The organism is Streptomyces aureocirculatus (assembly GCF_000720475.1).
GTDB classification, from domain to species: Bacteria; Actinomycetota; Actinomycetes; order Streptomycetales; family Streptomycetaceae; genus Streptomyces; species Streptomyces aureocirculatus.
Map to the genome: position 1 here is coordinate 33,991 of NZ_JOAP01000028.1, position 19,263 is coordinate 53,253.

A 19,263-nucleotide genomic window follows, 5' to 3' on the forward strand; every position below is an offset into this window, starting at 1 on the left:
ACTTCCGTTGCGCCGCGCCGTCTGTCCGGGGTCGTTCGACCCCATCACCAATGGACACCTCGACATCATCGCCCGCGCCTCCAAGCTCTACGACGTCGTGCACGTCGCGGTGATGATCAACAAGTCCAAGCAGGGCCTGTTCGGGGTCGACGAGCGGATCGAGCTGATCCGCCAGGTCACCGCCGAGTTCGGCAACGTGGAGGTCGAGTCCTTCCACGGCCTCCTCGTCGACTTCTGCAAGGAGCGTGACATCCCGGCCATCGTCAAGGGCCTGCGGGCGGTCAGCGACTTCGACTACGAACTGCAGATGGCGCAGATGAACAACGGTCTCTCCGGTGTCGAGACGCTGTTCGTGCCCACCAACCCCGCCTACAGCTTCCTGTCCTCCTCGCTGGTGAAGGAGGTCGCGGCCTGGGGTGGCGACATCGCGCACCTGGTTCCCCCGGTGGTGCTCGAAGCCCTCAACAAGCGCCACGCCCAGGGCTGACCAAGGGCTACAGTCGTCCCGTCCGTCTCCCAACAAGCTGTAGAGAGTGGCGAGCCCGCGGTGGACGTGCAGAAGAAGATCGACGAGATCGTCGACACGGTCGGCAGCGCCAAGTCCATGCCCATGTCCGCCTCGTGCGTGGTCAACCGCGCCGAACTCCTCGCGATGCTCGAAGAGGTGCGCCAGGCCCTGCCGGGCTCGCTCGCGCAGGCCCAGGAGCTGATCGGCGGCAGGGCGCAGTTGGTCGAGCAGGCCCGCCAGGAGGCCGAGCGGATCATTGAGGGCGCGCACGCCGAACGCGGTTCGCTGATCTCCGACACGGAGGTCGCCCGCCGCTCCCAGGCGGAGGCCGACCGCATCCTCGCCGAGGCGCGCAGGGAGGCCGAGGAGGTCCGCGCCGACGCCGACGACTACGTGGACAGCAAGCTCGCCAACTTCGAGGTCGTCCTCACCAAGACGCTCGGCTCCGTCGGCCGCGGCCGCGAGAAGCTCCTCGGCACCGGACCCGGAGTCGACGAGCAGGGCTACGAGGACGACGACGCCCCCGAGCGCAGCCACGACCCGGAGACCCTGCGCCGTAACGCCGACGCCTACGTGGACGTGAAGCTCGGCGCCTTCGAGGCGGTGCTCGCCAAGACCCTGGAGGCCGTCGGCCGCGGCCGCCAGACCCTGCACGGCCGTGCCCCCGCCGACGAGCTGAGCGAGCTCGGCGCGGGCGGTGCCACGGAGCACACCTCGGACGCCGACTATCTGTCGGGCCTCGCCGAGACCCCCGAGCGCGGCGAGCGCCCCGCCCGGCAGAGCGCCGCGCAGCCACCGCAGTCCCCGCCGATCCCCGCACAGCAGCCCTACGCGCCCCCGCCGCCGCAGCACGAGCCGGACCCTTACGCGTACCAGCAGGACCAGTACGGGACCGCCCCGGCCGCCGAGACCGGCTACGGCCAGGGTGGCGACCAGTACGGCGCCCAGGACCCCTACGGCGCTCAGGACCCGTACGCCTATCAGCAGCCCTACGGCCAGCAGGACCCGTACGCCTACCAGCAGGACCCCTACGCCTACCAGCAGCAGGGCTACGACCCGGGTCAGCAGCAGGGCTACGACCCGCACCAGCAGCAGGCGGACGACGGGACGCAGCAGCAGGACTACGCCCGGCCGAGCCCCGCGCCCGCCGTGCTCGACGAGACCAGCCTCTTCGACACCACCATGATCAGCGCGGAGCAGTTGCGCCAGTACGAGCGGGGCCGCTAGGGCCTGCGCGCGCCGCGGCGACGGGGCCCTCCGGTGCGGGGCCCCGGCCGATTGGGCCGTGAGCGAAAGGTCCAGTATCCTGGCTCTTCGGTCGCGCGTATGTCCGCGATCCGGGCTGCCCGCTCGAGCCGCGTTTCCGCGGTGTCGGCGCGGTGGCCGCCTTGTGGAACTCCCAGGAATCGAAAGCAGGAAAAGCCCTGAGCACGCGCCTCGACCACCGAAACCCGCTTGTGTTCGACACGCATGAGCTGGGTCGGCGTCCTGGTGCCATGCTGCGGGTGACCCGCACCATCGACGCCCCCGGTTCGCCGGCTCCGTTCGGCGTCGAAGGAGTCATCGGAGTGCCGGACGGCGCACCGGTGGAGCTGGAGATCCGTCTGGAGTCGGTCATGGAAGGGGTGCTTGTCACAGGCACCGCCCGTGCATCGGCCAAGGGGGAGTGCGTAAGGTGTCTGGAGCCGCTAGAGCTCGCGCTCGAAGCGGGCTTCCAGGAGATGTTCTCGTACCCTGACGCCGACGACCGGGGCCGCAGCGCGGAACCGGCCGACGACGCCGAGGACGACGAGGACAGGCTCTATCTCGAGGACGGCATGTTCGACCTCGAACCCGTGCTGCGGGACGCGGTGGTGCTCGCACTGCCGATGCAGCCGGTGTGCCAGGAAGACTGTCAGGGTCTGTGCTCCGAGTGCGGAGTGCGGCTCACGGACGACCCGGACCACCGCCATGACGCCGTCGACATCCGTTGGGCGGCACTGCAGGGACTCGCTGACTCCATCCAGGACGGCGAGAAGGACGAGTTGAGCGGCGCTGAACCGAGCGTCGACGAGAAGCAGGAGAAGTAGCCGTGGCTGTTCCGAAGCGGAAGATGTCGCGCAGCAACACGCGCCACCGCCGGTCGCAGTGGAAGGCTGCGGTCCCCACCTTGGTTTCGTGTGAGCGTTGCCAGGAGCCCAAGCTGCAGCACATCGCGTGCCCCGCTTGTGGCACCTACAACAAGCGCCAGGTCCTCGAGGTCTGAGCGGCTGGTGAGAGGCGCTGTGTCTAGCCCAAAGAAGGCGGATGACGCCAAGATGCAGGCAGACAGCAACAACGCAGCCTCGTCCCACACGCTTCTTGAAGGGCGGCTCGGGTATCAGCTCGAGTCCGCCCTTCTGGTGCGTGCGCTCACCCACCGTTCGTACGCGTACGAGAACGGCGGTCTGCCCACGAACGAGCGTCTGGAGTTCCTCGGGGACTCCGTGCTCGGCCTCGTGGTCACGGACACGCTGTATCGCACCCACCCCGACCTGCCCGAAGGCCAACTGGCCAAGTTGCGGGCCGCGGTGGTCAACTCGCGTGCGCTGGCGGAGGTGGGCCGCGGGCTCGACCTTGGCTCCTTCATCCGGCTCGGCCGGGGCGAAGAGGGCACGGGCGGCCGGGACAAGGCGTCCATCCTCGCCGACACCCTGGAAGCGGTGATCGGCGCGGTCTATCTGGACCGGGGTCTGGAAGCGGCGAGCGAGCTGGTGCACCGGCTCTTCGACCCGCTCATCGAGAAGTCCTCGAACCTCGGCGCGGGCCTGGACTGGAAGACCAGCCTCCAGGAGCTCACCGCGACGGAGAGCCTCGGCGTGCCCGAGTACCTCGTATCGGAGAGCGGCCCGGACCACGAGAAGACCTTTACTGCTGCCGCCCGCGTCGGAGGCGTCTCGTACGGCACCGGCACCGGCCGCAGCAAGAAGGAAGCGGAGCAGCAGGCCGCGGAGTCCGCATGGCGCGCCATTCGCGCGGCGGCGGACGCGCGGGCCAAGGCGGAGGCGAATTCGGCGCAGCCGAATCCGCCGGACGACGAAGCCGAGTCCGCCTGAGCGGCACTTGTCGTCCCTGGGGGCTTCGCCCCCAGATCCCTTTTTTGGCGCTGCGCGCCTCGTCCTCAATCGCCGGACAGGCTTTATCTGCACCGGCCAGGCTGTATCCGTGCCGGTCCCTGGCTGGACCGGTGCCGGACAGGCCGCATCTACGCCGGGCGGGTTGTATCTACGCCGGGCGGGCTGAATTCAGCCCGCCCGGCGTTTGAGGACGAGGCGCGCAGCGCCGACAGAACCCAAGCCCCGGCGGACGCCGAGAGTCACGCTGCCGGTGCCCCAACCCCGCCCCCGTCCGGGAGGACCCCCGTGCCTGAACTGCCCGAGGTCGAGGTAGTACGGCGCGGCCTCGAGCGCTGGATCGGAGGCCGGACCGTCGCCGATGTCGAGGTCCTGCACCCGCGGGCGATCCGCCGCCACCTCGCGGGCGCCGAAGACTTCGCGCACCGCCTCAAGGGCCGCCGCATGGGCGCCCCCATGCGACGCGGCAAGTACCTGTGGCTGCCGCTCGCGGACAGCGGCACGTCCGTCCTCGCCCATCTGGGCATGAGCGGCCAGCTCCTGGTCAAGTCCGAACAGGCCCCGGACGAGAAGCACTTGCGGATCCGGGTGCGCTTCACGGACCAGGAGGGCGACAATCCCGGCGCCGCGCCCGGCACCGAGCTGCGCTTCGTGGACCAGCGCACCTTCGGCGGGCTCTCCCTGCACGAGAACACCCCGGACGGTCTGCCCGACGTCATCGCCCACATCGCCCGTGACCCGCTCGACCCGCTCTTCGACGACGAGGCCTTCCATCAGGCCCTGCGCCGCAGCCGCAGCACCATCAAACGCGCCCTGCTCAACCAGTCCCTGATCAGCGGTGTCGGCAACATCTACGCCGACGAGGCGCTGTGGCGCGCCCAGTTGCACTACGAACGCCCGACGGCCACCTTCACCCGGCCGCGTACGGCCCAACTCCTCGGCCACGTACGGGACGTGATGAACGCGGCCCTCGCGGTCGGCGGCACCAGCTTCGACAGCCTCTACGTCAACGTGAACGGCGAGTCGGGCTACTTCGAGCGGTCCCTGGACGCGTACGGACGCGAGGACGAGCCCTGCCGCCGCTGTGGCACGCCCATGCGGCGGCGGCCCTGGATGAACCGCTCCAGCTACTTCTGCCCGCGCTGTCAGCGCCCGCCGAGGCTGTCGTAGCGCTCCTGCGCGGCCGCCACGTCGTCCTGGCTCGCCTCCACGAACCGGATCAGTGACAGCAGGCGCTCGGCGATCTGCCGCCCCAGCGGCGTGAGCCGGTAGTCCACGCGCGGCGGGTTCGTCGGCTGCGCGTCCCGGTGCACCAGGCCGTCGCGCTCCAGCGCGTGCAGCGTCTGCGACAGCATCTTCTCGCTCACGCCGTCGACCCGGCGGCGCAGTTCGTTGAACCGGAACGAGCTGTCGTGCAGCGCGCCGAGCGTCAACGCGCCCCAGCGGCCCGTGATGTGCTCCAGCGTGGTCCGCGACGGGCAGTTGCGGGCGAACACGTTGTACGCCAGATCCGCCTCGTCCCCGGCGGGGAGCGCTTCAGAGTCCATGGTCCCAGCGTACTCGCCCGCAGCGCTATCCATAGGGTTGCGCTAACCAAAAGTTAGTGCTTTCCTTCTGTTTGTTGCTCGGTCCGCCGAGCCGCGCCCTTCCCCGTCCCGATCCGCTCTCCCGACCGAGGAGTACTCCCCATGACCAGTCCCGTCGTCGCCATCGCCTACCACTCCGGATTCGGCCACACCGCCGTCGTCGCGGAAGCCGTCCGCGCGGGTGCCGAGGAAGCCGGTGCCACCGCGCACCTGATCAAGGTCGACGAGATCACCGAGGACCAGTGGGAACTCCTGGACGCGGCGGACGCCATCGTCTTCGGCTCGCCCACCTACATGGGCACCGCTTCGGGTGCCTTCCACGTCTTCGCGGAGGCCTCGTCGAAGCGCTGGTCCACCCGCGCCTGGCAGGACAAGCTCGCCGCGGGCTTCACCAACTCCGCGTCCAAGAGCGGCGACAAGCTGCACACCCTCCAGTACTTCCAGACGCTCGCCGCGCAGCAGGGCATGCACTGGGTGAGCCTCGGCCTGCTGCCCGGCTGGAACTCCACCGAGGGCTCCGAGAACGACCTCAACCGCCTCGGCTTCTTCGCCGGAGCCGCCGCCCAGACCAACGCGGACGAGGGCCCGGAGGCCGTGCACAAGGCGGACATCGCCACGGCCGAGCACCTCGGCCGCAGGGTCACCGAGACCGCGCGCGTCGTCGCCGCGGGCCGGGCGGCGGTCGCTGCCTGAGCCCGCGCAGGTCGGGCGGAACAGGACCGGAGCAGAGCCGGGTCAGGGTCAGGACCGGGTCAGGGTCAGGACCGGGTCAGAAGCCGAAGTCCTGCGTCCACCAGGGGCCGCCGGGCGCGAAGTGCGCGCCGACGCCCATCGTCTTGTAGTCGCAGTTCAGGATGTTCGCGCGGTGGCCGGGGCTGTCCATCCAGGCGGCCATCACGGACCGGGCGTCGACCTGGCCGCGGGCGATGTTCTCACCGCCAAGGTCCGCGATGCCGGCCTTCTCGGCGCGGTCCCACGGCGTCGCGCCGTCGGGGTCGGTGTGCGCGAAGAAGTCCCGCGTGGCCATGTCGGCGCTGAAGGCACCGGCGAGGTCGGCGAGGGCGGTGTCGGCGCGCACCGGGCGGCAGCCCGCCTTGGCCCGCTCCTCGTTGACCAGCGTGAGCACCTCGGCCTCGGCCGCGGTCTCGCCGGACACCGGCGTCCGCGCCACCGGCGGCGGCTTCGGCTTCGGCTTCTCGGTCCGTGTGGGCTCAGGAGCGGGGGTCTGCCGCGCCTTGTCCCCGCCCTTGCCCTTGTCCCCGCCGGTTTCCTTCTTCCCGTCACCGCCCTTGTCGCGGGCGTCACCGGAGTCGTGGGCACCGGAGTCGTCGGCGGCGGATTCGGCGGGCGGCTTCGGCTTCGACGGAGCGGACGGCGCCCTGTCCGACGGCTTCGAGGAGGGCTCGGCGGCGGACTTCGACGGCGTCGGGGCGTCGATGCGGCCGCTGCCGCGGCTCGGCGTGGCCTCGCCGCGCTCCGCGGAGCCGTCGTCCCCCTGGACGTCGAGGCCGGAGGGGGAGCTCGCGGAGCGGATGGCGCCCGGGTCGTCGCCGCCCAGCGAGTACGAGCCACCGCCGGGCACCAGTCCGGAGGCGACCGCGACGGCGCCCATCGCGACGGCCGCGGAGACCCCGAGCAGACCCGTGCGCACGGGCTTGGCCGTCCGGCGCCCGCGCCGGTGCGACGCCGCGCGCCGATGGCCTTCGGCGCGGTAGACGATGTCGTACGACGTGCCGGACGTGCCGGACGTGCCCATGGTGCCTGCGGAAGGCTCACCGGCGGGGTGGCTGTCGGGCGGGGTTGTCGCGGCGTGAGCGGCGCGGCCGGTGGCGGCGCGGCCGGCGGCGGAGCGTCGGTGGCGTCCCATCTCGTGGGCCTTTCGTCCTGACGCCCGGTGTCGGCCCCGGCGTCGTCGTGACGGTCAACGTGACTCACCCGTACGGGTGAGGCTCGTCGTGTCGGGACTGTACGCGATGACGCAAGGGGGCGAAGTGCTCCCTGAGGGATTGGCCCGTTAGCGTGCATCTCATGAACGAAGAAGTCCGGCTAGTCGCCTGGGTGCGCGGCCGCGTGCAGGGCGTGGGATTCCGCTGGTTCACCCGGGCCAGGGCACTGGAGATCGGCGGCCTCTGTGGCTTTGCTCTCAATCTCGACGACGGCCGCGTCCAAGTGGTCGCCGAAGGTTCACGCGGCGGCTGCCAGGAGCTCCTCGACTGGCTGCACAACGGCGACACACCCGGCCGCGTCGACGGTGTGACTGAGATCTGGGACACGCCCCGAGGCGGCTACGAAACCTTCGCCATCCGCTGACCCGGGCCCGCCCGGGAGCCCCCTGCGGATGGGGCGGCGGCAGTTGCCGGGGGCAGGAAAGGCCTGGTGATTGCCAAGAAGCGCTTGCCGTGACAGGCTCCGCGATGAAGAATGATCTCACCGCCCCCAGGGCCCCGAAGCCGAGGCCGCGCCGCAGGTTCCACCGCCGCGCGCCGCCGGGTCGCCCGCCAATACGGGGCGTGATCGTGTTGACCGTCAAACTTTTTGGTGAGACTCTGGAAGCCCCGCGCACCTTAGCTGTTTGGCATGTGAGAACGGCCAAGTAACACCCAGCAAGAACTGAAGAGTGCCAAGCACCGCGGGTGCGATTCCCTCACGACCCACACCGATTCGGTCGGTTACTCAGTGTGGAGGACCACTCATCATGGCAAAGGCGCTTCTCGGTTACGTCGGCGGCAGCGACCCGCGACTCCTCGCCGAGATGCGACGGCTCCAGCAGCGCGTCCAGGACCTGGAATCCGAGCTCGGCAGGATCCAGGCGGAGAACGACGTGCTGGCGGCTGCCGCTTCTCACGACGCGCTCCTGGAGAGCATCGACGTACCCCAGGCGGAGCCTGCGCTCACCTGACCCACGCCACCCCAACCCGGCGACACGGATGTCCTGGACCGCGACGTCTTGGACCGCGATGCCTCTGATCGCACTGACCGCGCAGTCAGGATGCCCGTGACCAGCCGCTGAAACAGAGAGATCTGCTTGATCGAATAAGATCTGAGAGATCCGCAAGGGACGCTTCGGCGTCCCTTCTTTCTTTCCCTCCCGGGCCGGTAAGGCCTTACACCTGATGTGCCCTGCACCTTCCGCCGTAAAACTGCTCCCACGTTCCTCGGTGAACTCCTGGCGAAAGGTAGAGTCACGCGGCGTGCACCTCAAGGCCCTGACACTGCGTGGTTTCAAGTCTTTCGCGTCGGCGACGACGCTGAAGTTCGAGCCGGGCATCACCTGCGTCGTCGGACCGAACGGATCCGGCAAGTCCAATGTCGTGGACGCGCTGAGCTGGGTCATGGGGGAGCAGGGCGCCAAATCACTGCGCGGCGGCAAGATGGAGGACGTCATCTTCGCCGGGACGACCGGCAGGCCGCCGCTCGGCCGCGCCGAGGTCTCCCTGACCATCGACAACTCCGACGGCGCCCTGCCGATCGAATACGCCGAGGTCACCATTACGCGGATCATGTTCCGCAACGGCGGCAGCGAGTATCAGATCAATGGTGATACGTGTCGCCTGCTCGATATCCAGGAGCTGCTCTCCGACTCCGGCATCGGCCGCGAGATGCACGTCATCGTCGGCCAGGGCCAGCTCGACTCCGTCCTGCACGCCGACCCCATGGGCCGCCGCGCCTTCATCGAGGAGGCCGCGGGCGTCCTGAAGCACCGCAAGCGCAAGGAGAAGGCGCTGCGGAAGCTGGACGCGATGCAGGCCAACCTCGCGCGTGTCCAGGACCTGACCGACGAGCTGCGGCGTCAGCTCAAGCCGCTCGGCAGGCAGGCCGCCGTCGCCCGGCGCGCCGCCGTGATCCAGGCCGACCTGCGCGACGCCCGCCTTCGGCTGCTCGCCGACGACCTCGTACGGATGCGTCAGGCCCTGAACGCGGAGGTCGCCGACGAAGCCGCGCTCAAGGCCCGCAAGGACGCCGCGGAGGCCGAGCTGAAGACGGCGCTCCAGCGCGAGGCGGCCCTGGAGGACGAGGTGCGGCGGCTCAGCCCGCGCCTGCAGCGGGCCCAGCAGACCTGGTACGAACTGTCACAGCTCGCCGAGCGGGTGCGCGGCACGATCTCACTCGCGGACGCCCGCGTCACCAGCGCCCGGTCCGCCCCGGCCGAGGAGCGGCGCGGACGCGACCCCGAGGACATGGAGCGGGAGGCCGCGCGCGTCCGGGAGCAGGAGGCCGAACTCGAAGCCGCCCTCGAAGCCGCCCAGCACGCCCTCGACGACACCGTCGCCCACCGCGCCGACCTCGAACGCGAGCTCGCCGCCGAGGAGCGGCGCCTGAAGGACGCGGCACGGGCCATCGCCGACCGGCGCGAAGGGCTCGCGCGGCTCGACGGGCAGGTCAACGCGGCGCGCTCCCGGGCCGCGTCCGCGCAGGCCGAGATCGACCGCCTCGCCCTGGCCAGGGACGAGGCGCAGGAGCGCGCGGTCACGGCACAGGAGGAGTACGAGCAGCTCAAGGCGGAGGTCGATGGGCTCGACGCGGGCGACGCCGAGCTCGGCGAGCGGCACGAAGAGGCCCGCCGTGGGCTGGCCGAGGCCGAGGCGGAGCTGACCGCGGCCCGCGAGGCGGCCACCGCGGCCGAGCGGAAGCGGGCCGCCGTGGCCGCCCGGCACGACGCCCTCGCCCTCGGGCTGCGCCGCAAGGACGGCTCCGGTGCGCTGCTCGCCGCCAAGGACCGGCTCGCCGGGCTGCTCGGACCCGCCGCCGAGCTGCTCTCCGTGGCGCCGGGCTTCGAGGTGCCGGTGGCGGCGGCGTTCGGCGCCGCCGCGGACGCCGTCGCTGTGACGACGCCCGCCTCGGCCGCGGAAGCGATCCGCCTGCTGCGCAAGCAGGACGGGGGGCGGGCGTCGCTGTTGCTGGCGGGGGCGCCTTGTGGGGACCCCGACCGGAGCCGAGGGGTGGCGGGTCGTGCCGTGGCGGGCGCGGCGCACGGGGCCACCGGTAAGGGTGCGGCGAACGGGGCCCACGGCGACGTACCGCCGGATCCACGCGGCGAAGGCCCCTCGAACCCACGCGGCGAGGGGCCAACGAACCCACGCGGTGAAGGCCCTTCGAACCCGTGCGGCGAAGATCCCTCGAACCCGTGCGGTGAAGGCCCTTCGAACCCGTGCGGCGAAGATCCCTCGAACCCGTGCGGTGAAGGCCCTTCGAACCCGCGCGGCGAAGATCCCTCGAACCCGCGCGGCGAAGGGCCGCCCCGTGCCGCCGAACTCGTACGCGGGCCGGACGAGTTGATGCCCGCCGTGCGGCGGCTGCTGCGGGACGTCGTGGTGGTCGGCACGCTGGAGGACGCCGAGGACCTGGTGTACGCGCACCCGGAGCTGACGGCGGTCACCGCCGAGGGCGATCTGCTCGGGGCGCACTTCGCGCACGGTGGGTCCGCGGGCGCCCCCAGCCTCCTCGAGGTGCAGGCCTCCGTCGACGAGGCGGCGGCCGAGCTCACCGAACTCGGTGTGCGGTGCGAGAAGTTGGCGGCGGATCAGGAACGTGCGGGGGAGCGGCGCGGGGAGTGTGCCGCGCTCGTCGAGGAGTTGGGGGAGCGACGGCGCGCCGCCGACCGCGAGAAGTCTGCCGTCGCCCAGCGCCTCGGGTCCCTCGCGGGGCAGGCGCGCGGAGCCGCCGGTGAGGCCGAACGGTCTGCGGGCGCCGCCGCCAAGGCCCAGGACGCCCTGGACAAGGCCCTCGCGGAGGCCGAGGAACTGGCCGAGCGGCTGCTCGTCGCCGAGGAGATGCCGGCCGAGGAGGAGCCCGACACCGCCGTGCGCGACCGGCTCGCGGCCGACGGCGCCAACGCCCGCCAGACCGAGATGGAGGCGCGGCTCCAGGTGCGTACGCACGAGGAGCGCGTGAAGGGCCTCGCCGGGCGTGCCGACTCGCTCGACCGCGCCGCCCGCGCCGAACGCGAGGCACGCGCGCGTGCCGAGCAGCGCCGCGCCCAACTCCGCCACGAGGCCGCCGTCGCCGAGGCCGTCGCCTCCGGCACGCGTCAGCTCCTCGCCCACGTGGAGATCTCCCTGGTCCGGGCGGAGCAGGAGCGTGCCGCCGCCGAGCGCGCCAAGGAGGTGCGGGAGCGGGAGCTCGCCGCCGAGCGCACCCAGGGCCGTGATCTGAAGGCCGAACTGGACAAGTTGACGGATTCAGTTCACCGCGGCGAGGTACTAGGTGCTGAGAAGCGGCTGCGGATCGAGCAGCTAGAGACCAAGGCACTGGAGGAACTCGGTGTGGAACCCGCGGGGCTCGTCTCCGAATACGGACCCGACCAGCTCGTGCCGCCCGCACCGCCCGCCGAGGGCGAGGAGCTGCCCGACGACCCGGACCACCCCCGCAACAAGCCGAAGGCCTACGTACGCTCGGAGCAGGAGAAGCGCCTCAAGTCAGCCGAACGGGCGTATCAGCAGCTCGGAAAGGTCAACCCGCTCGCCCTTGAGGAATTCGCGGCTCTGGAGGAGCGGCACAAGTTCCTCAGCGAGCAGTTGGAGGACCTCAAGAAGACGCGGGCCGACCTGCTTCAGGTGGTGAAGGAGGTCGACGAGCGCGTCGAGCAGGTCTTCACCGAGGCGTTCCGCGACACGGCACGGGAGTTCGAAGGGGTCTTCAGCAGACTCTTCCCGGGTGGTGAGGGCCGGCTGATCCTGACCGATCCCGACAACATGCTCACCACGGGTGTCGATGTCGAGGCGCGGCCGCCCGGTAAGAAGGTCAAGCGGCTCTCGCTGCTCTCCGGCGGGGAGCGGTCGCTGACGGCCGTGGCCATGCTCGTGTCGATCTTCAAGGCGCGGCCCAGTCCGTTCTATGTGATGGACGAGGTCGAGGCGGCGCTCGACGACACCAACCTCCAGCGCCTCATCCGCATCATGCAGGAGCTGCAGGAGGCGTCGCAGCTCATCGTGATCACGCACCAGAAGCGGACCATGGAGGTCGCGGACGCGCTGTACGGCGTGTCCATGCAGGGTGACGGCGTCTCCAAGGTGATCAGCCAGCGGCTCCGCTAAAGCCCGCTGTCGCTGTGCCCAGCCTGTTCACCCATCCGGCTCCCCTTGCGTTCAAACCCTGAACACTGATCTCACTCAGAGTGCGCCAAATTCACAGCAGACCCCCTATTGACTTAGAAACTTGAAGGCATAGTCTCTGCAACGTTGCTTTTACCTTCAGGTGGTGGGCGGCGTGAAGTTGTGCGCCACTTGAAGAGCTCTCACCCCCACACCGGCAACGCAGCCGGTGGCCCGAGGAGAACACGTGACCAGCACAGCGCAGCCGCCGCAGCCCGGGGCCAGGGAGGCCCACCCGGACCATCTCGGCCATGTCATCTTCATCACGGCGGCAGCCGCGATGGGCGGATTCCTCTTCGGTTACGACAGTTCCGTGATCAACGGCGCGACCGTCGCCATCCAGGGCAAGTTCGATGTGAACGCCGACACGCTCGGCTGGATCATCGCCACCGCCCTGCTCGGCTGCGCCGTGGGTGCCGCCATCGCCGGCCGCGTCGCCGACCGCATCGGCCGCATCCGGGTGATGCAGATCGCCGCCTCCCTGTTCGCGATCAGCGCCATCGGCTCGTCGCTGCCGTTCGCCGCGTGGGACCTGACCATGTGGCGCTTCATCGGCGGCCTCGGCATCGGCATGGCCTCCGTGATCGGCCCCGCGTACATCGCCGAGGTCGCGCCGCCCGCCTACCGCGGCCGCCTCGCCGCCTTCCAGCAGGCCGCCATCGTCACCGGCATCGCCGTCTCCCAGCTCGTCAACTGGGGCATCCTGAACATGGCGGACGGCGACCAGCGCGGCAAGCTGGGCGGCCTGGAGGCCTGGCAGTGGATGCTCGGCGTCATGGTGATCCCGGCCCTCCTCTACGGCCTGCTGTCCTTCGCGATCCCCGAGTCCCCCCGCTTTCTGATCTCCGTCGGCCGCATGACCGAGGCCAAGAAGGTGCTCGCCGAGGTCGAGGGCACCACGGTGGACGTGGACGCGCGCGCCGCCGAGATCGAGACGGCGATGCACCGCGAGCACCAGTCGACGTTCAAGGACCTGCTCGGCGGCAAGTTCGGCTTCCTGCCGATCGTCTGGATCGGCATCTTCCTGTCGGTCTTCCAGCAGCTCGTCGGCATCAACGTGATCTTCTACTACTCGAACCAGTTGTGGCAGTCCATCGGACACGACCCGAGCAGCTCGTTCCTGTACTCCTTCGAGACCTCGATCGTGAACATCGTCGGTACGGTCATCGCGATGATCTTCGTCGACCGGATCGGCCGCAAGCCGCTCGCCCTGATCGGCTCGACGGGCATGGCCGTGGCGCTGTTCACCATGGCCTGGGCGTTCTCCTACCGCTCCGGATCCGGTGACGACGTCTCGCTGCCGCACGGCCAGGGCCTGGTCGCGATCATCGCCGCCAACGCCTTCGTGCTCTTCTTCGCGCTGTCCTGGGGCGTGGTGGTCTGGGTGCTGCTCGGCGAGATCTTCCCCAACCGGATCCGTGCCGCGGCGCTCGGTGTGGCGGCCTCCGCCCAGTGGCTCGCCAACTTCGCGATCACCAAGACCTTCCCGAGCATGTCGGAGTGGAGCCTGACCGGCTCGTACATCATCTACGGCGCCTTCGCGGCGCTCTCGATCCCCTTCGTCGCCAAGTTCGTCAAGGAGACCAAGGGCAAGACCCTGGAGGAGATGGGCTAAACCCCGCTGCCCCTCTTCTCTTGAGGAAGCTGCCCCGGCCCGGGCCCATGCCCGAGCCGGGGCAGTAGTTTGTCGCCCTCTTCATCCGCCCTCTTCATCCGCCCTCTTCAAAAGAAGGGCGCTACTCCTTTACGCGCGGCAGCACCTGCTCGGCGAAAAGGCGCAGGCTCCGCCAGCCCTCGTCCACCGGCATCCCGCCGACCAGCGGATGCAGCACGAGGCTGGCCCCGCCCTCGGCGAACGCCACACAGGCGTCGGGCGTGAGGACCCGGTACACGCCCTCGGCGCGCAGCTCCCCGACCGTGGTCGCCGCCGAACGCACCGCTGAGCGGATGTCCTTGGACTGCCAGGACGCGTAGGTCCGCGCCTCGTGCAGGAAGTGCTCGCCGTGCTCGGCCCAGGTGCGGTCGGGGTCTTCGGAGAGGTGCAGGAGCGGGGTCTCGGCGGCGGGCATCAGCGTCCAGCCCTCGGTGCCGTACTCGGCGAGCTTCGCGTTGTAGTACGCCTCCAGCTCTGGCAGGTGCGCGCTCGGGAAGAACGGCAGGCCGAACCTGGCCGCGCGGCGGGCCGCCGCCTTCGAGGAGCCGCCCACCAGGAGCAGCGGGTGCGGCCGGGTCCCCGGGCGCGGGGTGACGCGCACCGTGCGGCCGCGGTAGTCGAACTCCTCGCCGGTCCAGGCCTTGAGCAGGGTGTCGAGGAGTTCGTCCTGGAGCCGCCCGCGCCGCGTCCACTCGACGCCGAAGGCCGCGTACTCCTCGGGCCGGTAGCCGATCCCCACGACGGTGACGAGCCGGCCGCCGCTCAGCAGGTCCAGTACGGCGATGTCCTCGGCGAGCCGCAGCGGATCGTGCAGCGGCCCGATGACCGCGCAAACGGTGACCGCGATCCGCCGCGTCGCCCCGAACACCACCCCCGCGAAGGCGAACGGCGAGGGCAGCCAGTTGTTGGCGGCTCCGTGGTGCTCCTCGGTCTGGACGGTGCTCACGCCGTGTTCGTCGGCGTACGCGGCCATCTCAACGGCGGCGCGACAGCGCTCCCCGAGGGCGTCCGCGACGGGGTCGACGAGGTTGAAGCGAACGACTGAGACGGGCATACGAAACGTCCCCCTTCACCGGGACGGTGGAGGGGGACGTTAACTGACGAAGCGTCAGATAGCCAGGGCCGCAGGGGGACTCGGGCTCAGACCTTGGTGGGCGTGGCGTCCGGCCGGGCGGCCGGGGCGACCGCCGAGGTCTCGACGAGCGGCTGCCGCGGCAGGACCGCGTACAGCACCGCCGCCACCACGATGGTGACGAGCCAGCCGAGGCCGTTGCGCCCGATCCAGGACGAGGCGAGCGGGCCGGTGAACCAGTCGACCTTCGTGAACAGCAGGCCCACGACGAGCGCCACCGCCCAGGCCGTCATGGCCTGCCAGGCGAAGCCCGCCTTGTACCAGTAGACGCTGGTGCGCCCCGTGTCCATCAGGCCTTCGCCGTCATAGGTCTTGCGGCGCAGCATGTCGATGCCGAAGACGCCGATCCAGGCGGAGAAGGCGACGGCGAGCAGGGTCAGGAAGGAGATGAACGAGCCCATGAAGCTGGTCGCCACGTTCATCAGGAGATAGCCGAAGATCAGGCTGATGATCGCGTTCACGCTGACCGCCCACGCGCGCGGGACCTTGATGCCGAGGGTCATCGCGGTGAAGCCCGCCGAGTACATCGACATGGAGTTGATCAGGAGCATGCCGATCAGCGCCATGATCAGATACGGCACGGCGATCCAGGTCGGCAGCAGGTCGCCGAGGAAGGCGACCGGGTCCTGGGCGGAGGACAGGCTCGGCGTGGAGACGGCCATGACGGCGCCCATCAGGACCATGGGGACCACGACGATCGCGGCACCGCCGACGGCGTGGCCGACCAGCGGCTTGTTCGGCGCCGTGCGCGGCAGGTAGCGGGTGAAGTCCGGGCCGGTGGGCACCCAGCTTATGCCGCCCGCGGCGATCGTCCCGATGCCCGCGATCATCATCGCCGTGGAGCCCGCGGGCTGGTCGAAGACCTTGGACCAGTCGGTGTCCGTGAGCAGATATACGAGCACCAGGACGCTGAACGCGCCGAAGAGATACGTCGACCACGTGCTGCACACGTGCAGCACCTTGCGGCCGAGACCCGAGATGAGGAACGTGGCGGCGACGAAGGCGAGAAGCGTGACGACCTTCAGGGCGGTGTTCGCCTTCACCCCGAAGCAGATGTCGAGGACGGTGAGGATCGCGTACGCGCCCGTGACCGCGTTGATCGTCTCCCAGCCCCAGCGGGCGACCCAGATCAGCGCGCCGGGGAAGAGGTTGCCGCGCTGGCCGAAGACCGCGCGCGAGAGGGTCATGCCGGGCGAGCCGCCGCGCTTGCCCGCGATCGAGACGAGGCCCACCAGGCCGTAGCTCAGCACGGGGGACACGAGGGCGACGACCAGGACCTGCCAGAAGTTCAGCTCGTTCGAGACGATGAGGCCGGCGCCCATGGTCAGGAGCAGAACGCTGATGTTGGCGGCCACCCAGGTGGGGAACAGCTCACGGGTCTTGCCGTGGCGCTCGGAGTCCGGCACGGGTTCAAGACCGCGGGTCTCCAGGGCGCCTTCGTGTGCGGCGGTTTCGGCGGTGGTGCTCATGAGGGGTGGTTCCGTGCCTCTCGCTCGGCTTGCGTCGACGTCGTCGCCGGCCGGTGGGGGAGATCAGCCCGATGGAACGGCTGATGAATCAGAGGGGACTCTACGCGCGTTGACGCAGCCTCTTCCATCGTACTTTAGTCCGAGTAATGGCGGCTAGTGGCCTATGTCCTTTGGAGGAAAGTACAAGAGAGCTGCCGGAAGGGCCCATGACTGATACTGGGTGGGTTATGGAAATCGTCATCCTTGCTGTAGTCATCGCCGTGGTCGTGGTCGGTGCGATCGGCGGGCTTGTCGTCGGCAGTCGCAAGAAGAAGCGGCTGCCCGGTACGAAGGCCCCCTCTGTCCCTGCTGTCACGCCCACCATCACCGCCCCGCCGGCCGAACCGCACGTCGGCGACGAGGCCGAGACGCCACGCGACGAGCCGCGCCGCACGATCGACGAAGTCGATCTGCCGGTCGCCGAGCCGTCGGCGTCCGCGCCCGTCGTCGAGGAGCCGCCCGCGGCGCCCCCGGCCCCCGAGATCGAGACCCCCGAGCCCACCGCGGGCCGCCTGGTGCGCCTGCGCGCCCGGCTCTCGCGCTCCCAGAACGCGCTCGGTCAGGGCCTGCTCACCCTCCTCTCGCGCGAGCACCTGGACGAGGACACCTGGGAGGAGATCGAGGACACGCTCCTGACCGCCGACGTCGGGGTCGCCCCCACCCAGGAACTGGTCGAGCGGCTGCGCGAGCGTGTGCGGGTGCTCGGCACGCGCACCCCCGAGGAACTGCGCGCCCTGCTGCGCGAGGAACTCCTCGCGCTCGTCGGCACGGACTTCGATCGCGTCGTGAAGACCGAGTCCGGCCTGGAGACCCCCGGCATCGTGATGGTCGTCGGCGTGAACGGCACCGGCAAGACCACCACCACCGGCAAGCTCGCCCGGGTCCTGGTGGCCGACGGCCGCTCGGTCGTCCTCGGCGCCGCCGACACCTTCCGCGCGGCCGCCGCCGACCAGTTGCAGACCTGGGGCGAGCGCGTCGGCGCCCGCACGGTCCGCGGGCCCGAGGGCGGCGACCCGGCGTCGATCGCCTTCGACGCCGTCAAGGAGGGCATCGCCGAGGGCGCCGACGTCGTCCTCATCGACACCGCGGGCCGACTGCACACCAAGACCGGCCTCATGGACGAGCTCGGCAAGGTCAAGCGCGTCGTGGAGAAGCACGCGCCGCTCGACGAGGTCCTGCTCGTCCTCGACGCCACCACCGGCCAGAACGGCCTCGTGCAGGCCCGCGTCTTCGCCGAGGTGGTCGACATCACCGGCATCGTCCTCACCAAGCTCGACGGCACCGCCAAGGGCGGCATCGTGGTCGCGGTCCAGCGCGAGCTCGGTGTGCCGGTCAAGCTCGTCGGCCTCGGCGAGGGCGCGGACGATCTGGCGCCGTTCGAGCCGGAGGCGTTCGTGGACGCGCTGCTCGGCGACTGAGCCGCGGCCCGCGCCTCGGCACGGGAGAAGGGCCCCGCCCCAGGGTGCGACTGGGAGCGGGGCCCTTCCGTGTGAGCGGTGCGGGCGGGTGATCCCTCACGCGGGTGAGCGGTGGGCGACGTAGGCCAGGGTGCCGAGGAGGAGGCGGGCGGGCGGCGGGCCCGAGGCGGAGGCCGGGTCGGGGGAGCGCAGCCAGCGGACCGGGCCGAGGCCGCCGCGGTCGGAGGGCGGTGCCGTGATGTGGCTGCCGGGGCCCAGACCGTGCAGGTCGAGGGCGGCGTCGTCCCAGCCCATGCGGTAGAGCAACTGGGGGAGTTCGGCGGCGGCGCCGGGGGCGACGAAGAAATGCGTGCGGCCGTCCGGCGTCGCGGCCACCGGGCCGAGCGGCACGCCCATGCGTTCCAGGCGCACCAGCGCGCGGCGCCCCGCGGTCTCGGCCACCTCCAGGACGTCGAAGGCACGGCCGACCGGCAGCAGCACCGCCGCGCCGGGGAACTGTGCCCAGGCGGCGGACACCTCGTCGAGCGTGGCGCCGGCCGGGATCTCGGGGGCGAAGTCGAGGGGGTGGGCGCCGGGGGCCGTGCAGTCCGCCCTGCCGCAGGAGCAGCGGCCGTCCTGGGCGCGTGCGCCGGGCACCGCGGCCCAGCCCCACAGGCCGGTGTACTCGGCGACGGCCGTGCACTCCGGGGTGCCCGCACGGCAGCGGCGCCAGGACGCCGAGCGCGATTCCCTCGCCTCCTTGGCGTCCTTGGCGTCCTTGGCCGCCTCGGCGGGCTTCGGCTCTGCGGCCTCTTCGGCGGCCCTCGGTCCCGCGGGTTTCTCGACGGCTCCGGGCTCCGTGGACGCTTCGGCGGCCCTCGGCTCCGCGGGTTTCTCGACGGCTCCCGGCTCCGTGGACTCCCTGGACTCCGCGGACTCCGTCGACCCCGTGGACTTCTCGGTGGCCCTCGGCTCCTCGGTGACCCTCGGGACCTTCTGCTCCCGAGGGTCCGGTAGACCCCGTGCGCCTCGCGGGTCCCGTGCGCCGCGCGGCGCACGCGGCGCCGCGTCTGTCTCCTTCGTCCCCCGGACACCGGACCGGGGCTCTTTGGTCCCCCGGATGCCGCCGATCGTGAAGCCCATGCCCCCTCCAACGGGTCGATTCTGCGATGGTTACGTAAGGGATTCGGACCGTGACTCTCCGCTCTGAAGTGCGTTGTGCACATCTCAAGCCGGTTCAAGCCGGTTCAACTCGACTCTCGCCGACATTCGCCGCCATGCGCCGTCCATGGTCG

At 70.6% G+C, this 19,263-nt stretch carries 16 protein-coding genes and 1 pseudogene; 12 read left to right on the forward strand and 5 right to left on the reverse strand.

The genetic code is table 11. The annotated features are described in order from the left end of the window. The first annotated feature begins 7 nt into the window (after positions 1-7). The 6 genes from coaD (at position 8) to mutM (ending at position 4,770) form a co-directional block, all read left to right on the forward strand. The gene (coaD, locus tag IG78_RS0124830; RefSeq protein ID WP_037702926.1) at positions 8-487 is read left to right on the forward strand and encodes a pantetheine-phosphate adenylyltransferase; all 480 of its coding nucleotides are present in this window, start codon (positions 8-10) and stop codon (positions 485-487) included. A 60-nt stretch (positions 488-547) separates the two neighbouring features. After that, a complete protein-coding gene (locus tag IG78_RS0124835) occupies positions 548-1,735 on the forward strand; it encodes a F0F1 ATP synthase subunit B (protein ID WP_030566892.1) in 1,188 nt (395 codons plus the stop codon). Positions 1,736-1,896: 161 nt separating this feature from the next. After that, positions 1,897-2,577, forward strand: a complete 681-nt coding sequence (locus IG78_RS0124840) for a YceD family protein (protein WP_037686173.1) — start codon at positions 1,897-1,899, stop codon at positions 2,575-2,577. Between the two features lie 2 nt (positions 2,578-2,579). After that, the gene (gene rpmF, locus IG78_RS0124845; RefSeq protein ID WP_030361955.1) at positions 2,580-2,753 is read left to right on the forward strand and encodes a 50S ribosomal protein L32; all 174 of its coding nucleotides are present in this window, start codon (positions 2,580-2,582) and stop codon (positions 2,751-2,753) included. A 7-nt stretch (positions 2,754-2,760) separates the two neighbouring features. Continuing rightward, complete coding sequence (gene rnc, locus IG78_RS0124850; RefSeq protein WP_199813297.1) at positions 2,761-3,582, forward strand: ribonuclease III; 822 nt, start codon at positions 2,761-2,763, stop codon at positions 3,580-3,582. Between the two features lie 306 nt (positions 3,583-3,888). After that, on the forward strand, positions 3,889-4,770 hold the full coding sequence (mutM, locus tag IG78_RS0124855) for a bifunctional DNA-formamidopyrimidine glycosylase/DNA-(apurinic or apyrimidinic site) lyase (RefSeq protein WP_030566899.1): 882 nt from the start codon (positions 3,889-3,891) through the stop codon (positions 4,768-4,770). Here mutM and IG78_RS0124860 read toward each other — a convergent pair. Beyond that, positions 4,746-5,147, reverse strand: a complete 402-nt coding sequence (locus IG78_RS0124860) for a winged helix-turn-helix transcriptional regulator (protein WP_030566901.1) — start codon at positions 5,145-5,147, stop codon at positions 4,746-4,748. The genes mutM and IG78_RS0124860 overlap by 25 nt on opposite strands. Positions 5,148-5,288: 141 nt before the next feature. On the opposite strand from IG78_RS0124860, the gene IG78_RS0124865 reads away from it, so the two are divergent. Continuing rightward, on the forward strand, positions 5,289-5,879 hold the full coding sequence (locus IG78_RS0124865; protein ID WP_030566903.1) for a flavodoxin family protein: 591 nt from the start codon (positions 5,289-5,291) through the stop codon (positions 5,877-5,879). Between the two features lie 76 nt (positions 5,880-5,955). Here IG78_RS0124865 and IG78_RS0124870 read toward each other — a convergent pair whose 3' ends face one another. After that, a complete protein-coding gene (locus tag IG78_RS0124870; protein ID WP_030566905.1) occupies positions 5,956-7,053 on the reverse strand; it encodes a CAP domain-containing protein in 1,098 nt (365 codons plus the stop codon). 161 nt (positions 7,054-7,214) lie between these two features. Here IG78_RS0124870 and IG78_RS0124875 point away from each other — a divergent pair, with 161 nt between their 5' ends. The 4 genes from IG78_RS0124875 to IG78_RS0124890 all read left to right on the forward strand — a co-directional run bounded on the left by IG78_RS0124875 (position 7,215) and on the right by IG78_RS0124890 (position 13,892). Further along, positions 7,215-7,496: an acylphosphatase gene (locus IG78_RS0124875; RefSeq protein ID WP_030566907.1), complete on the forward strand. Its 282-nt coding sequence runs from the start codon at positions 7,215-7,217 to the stop codon at positions 7,494-7,496. A gap of 385 nt (positions 7,497-7,881) precedes the next feature. After that, positions 7,882-8,085, forward strand: a complete 204-nt coding sequence (locus tag IG78_RS0124880; RefSeq protein ID WP_030566910.1) for a hypothetical protein — start codon at positions 7,882-7,884, stop codon at positions 8,083-8,085. A 292-nt stretch (positions 8,086-8,377) separates the two neighbouring features. Next, positions 8,378-12,220 carry an AAA family ATPase gene (locus IG78_RS0124885; RefSeq protein WP_030566912.1) on the forward strand — a complete coding sequence of 1,281 codons (3,843 nt, stop codon included), beginning with the start codon at positions 8,378-8,380 and terminating at the stop codon, positions 12,218-12,220. Positions 12,221-12,464: 244 nt separating this feature from the next. After that, the gene (locus IG78_RS0124890) at positions 12,465-13,892 is read left to right on the forward strand and encodes a sugar porter family MFS transporter (protein ID WP_030566914.1); all 1,428 of its coding nucleotides are present in this window, start codon (positions 12,465-12,467) and stop codon (positions 13,890-13,892) included. A gap of 121 nt (positions 13,893-14,013) precedes the next feature. On the opposite strand, the gene IG78_RS0124895 is transcribed toward IG78_RS0124890, so the two are convergent. Both IG78_RS0124895 and IG78_RS0124900 read right to left on the reverse strand, forming a co-directional pair. Continuing rightward, the gene (locus IG78_RS0124895; RefSeq protein ID WP_030566916.1) at positions 14,014-14,985 is read right to left on the reverse strand and encodes an LLM class flavin-dependent oxidoreductase; all 972 of its coding nucleotides are present in this window, start codon (positions 14,983-14,985) and stop codon (positions 14,014-14,016) included. A gap of 86 nt (positions 14,986-15,071) precedes the next feature. After that, positions 15,072-16,532 (reverse strand): purine-cytosine permease family protein, encoded by a 1,461-nt coding sequence (locus IG78_RS0124900; RefSeq protein WP_030566918.1) that lies wholly within the window; start codon positions 16,530-16,532, stop codon positions 15,072-15,074. Between the two features lie 227 nt (positions 16,533-16,759). On the opposite strand from IG78_RS0124900, the gene ftsY reads away from it, so the two are divergent. Next, entirely contained in the window at positions 16,760-17,989 is a 1,230-nt protein-coding gene (gene ftsY / locus IG78_RS0124905) for a signal recognition particle-docking protein FtsY (RefSeq protein ID WP_030566920.1), read from the forward strand. A gap of 96 nt (positions 17,990-18,085) precedes the next feature. Here ftsY and IG78_RS0124910 read toward each other — a convergent pair. Then, positions 18,086-18,721: pseudogene (locus tag IG78_RS0124910) on the reverse strand (bifunctional DNA primase/polymerase); the annotation flags it as partial. Positions 18,722-19,263: the final 542 nt, after the last annotated feature.

Coding starts and splice junctions, on each gene's coding strand:
- IG78_RS0124860 (WP_030566901.1), bottom strand. CDS start 5,147: ATGGACTCTGAAGCGCTCCCCGCCGGGGACGAGGCGGATCTGGCGTAC.
- IG78_RS0124880 (WP_030566910.1), top strand. CDS start 7,882: ATGGCAAAGGCGCTTCTCGGTTACGTCGGCGGCAGCGACCCGCGACTC.
- IG78_RS0124895 (WP_030566916.1), bottom strand. CDS start 14,985: ATGCCCGTCTCAGTCGTTCGCTTCAACCTCGTCGACCCCGTCGCGGAC.
- IG78_RS0124870 (WP_030566905.1), bottom strand. CDS start 7,053: ATGGGACGCCACCGACGCTCCGCCGCCGGCCGCGCCGCCACCGGCCGC.
- IG78_RS0124875 (WP_030566907.1), top strand. CDS start 7,215: ATGAACGAAGAAGTCCGGCTAGTCGCCTGGGTGCGCGGCCGCGTGCAG.
- ftsY (WP_030566920.1), top strand. CDS start 16,760: ATGGAAATCGTCATCCTTGCTGTAGTCATCGCCGTGGTCGTGGTCGGT.
- IG78_RS0124900 (WP_030566918.1), bottom strand. CDS start 16,532: ATGAGCACCACCGCCGAAACCGCCGCACACGAAGGCGCCCTGGAGACC.
- IG78_RS0124865 (WP_030566903.1), top strand. CDS start 5,289: ATGACCAGTCCCGTCGTCGCCATCGCCTACCACTCCGGATTCGGCCAC.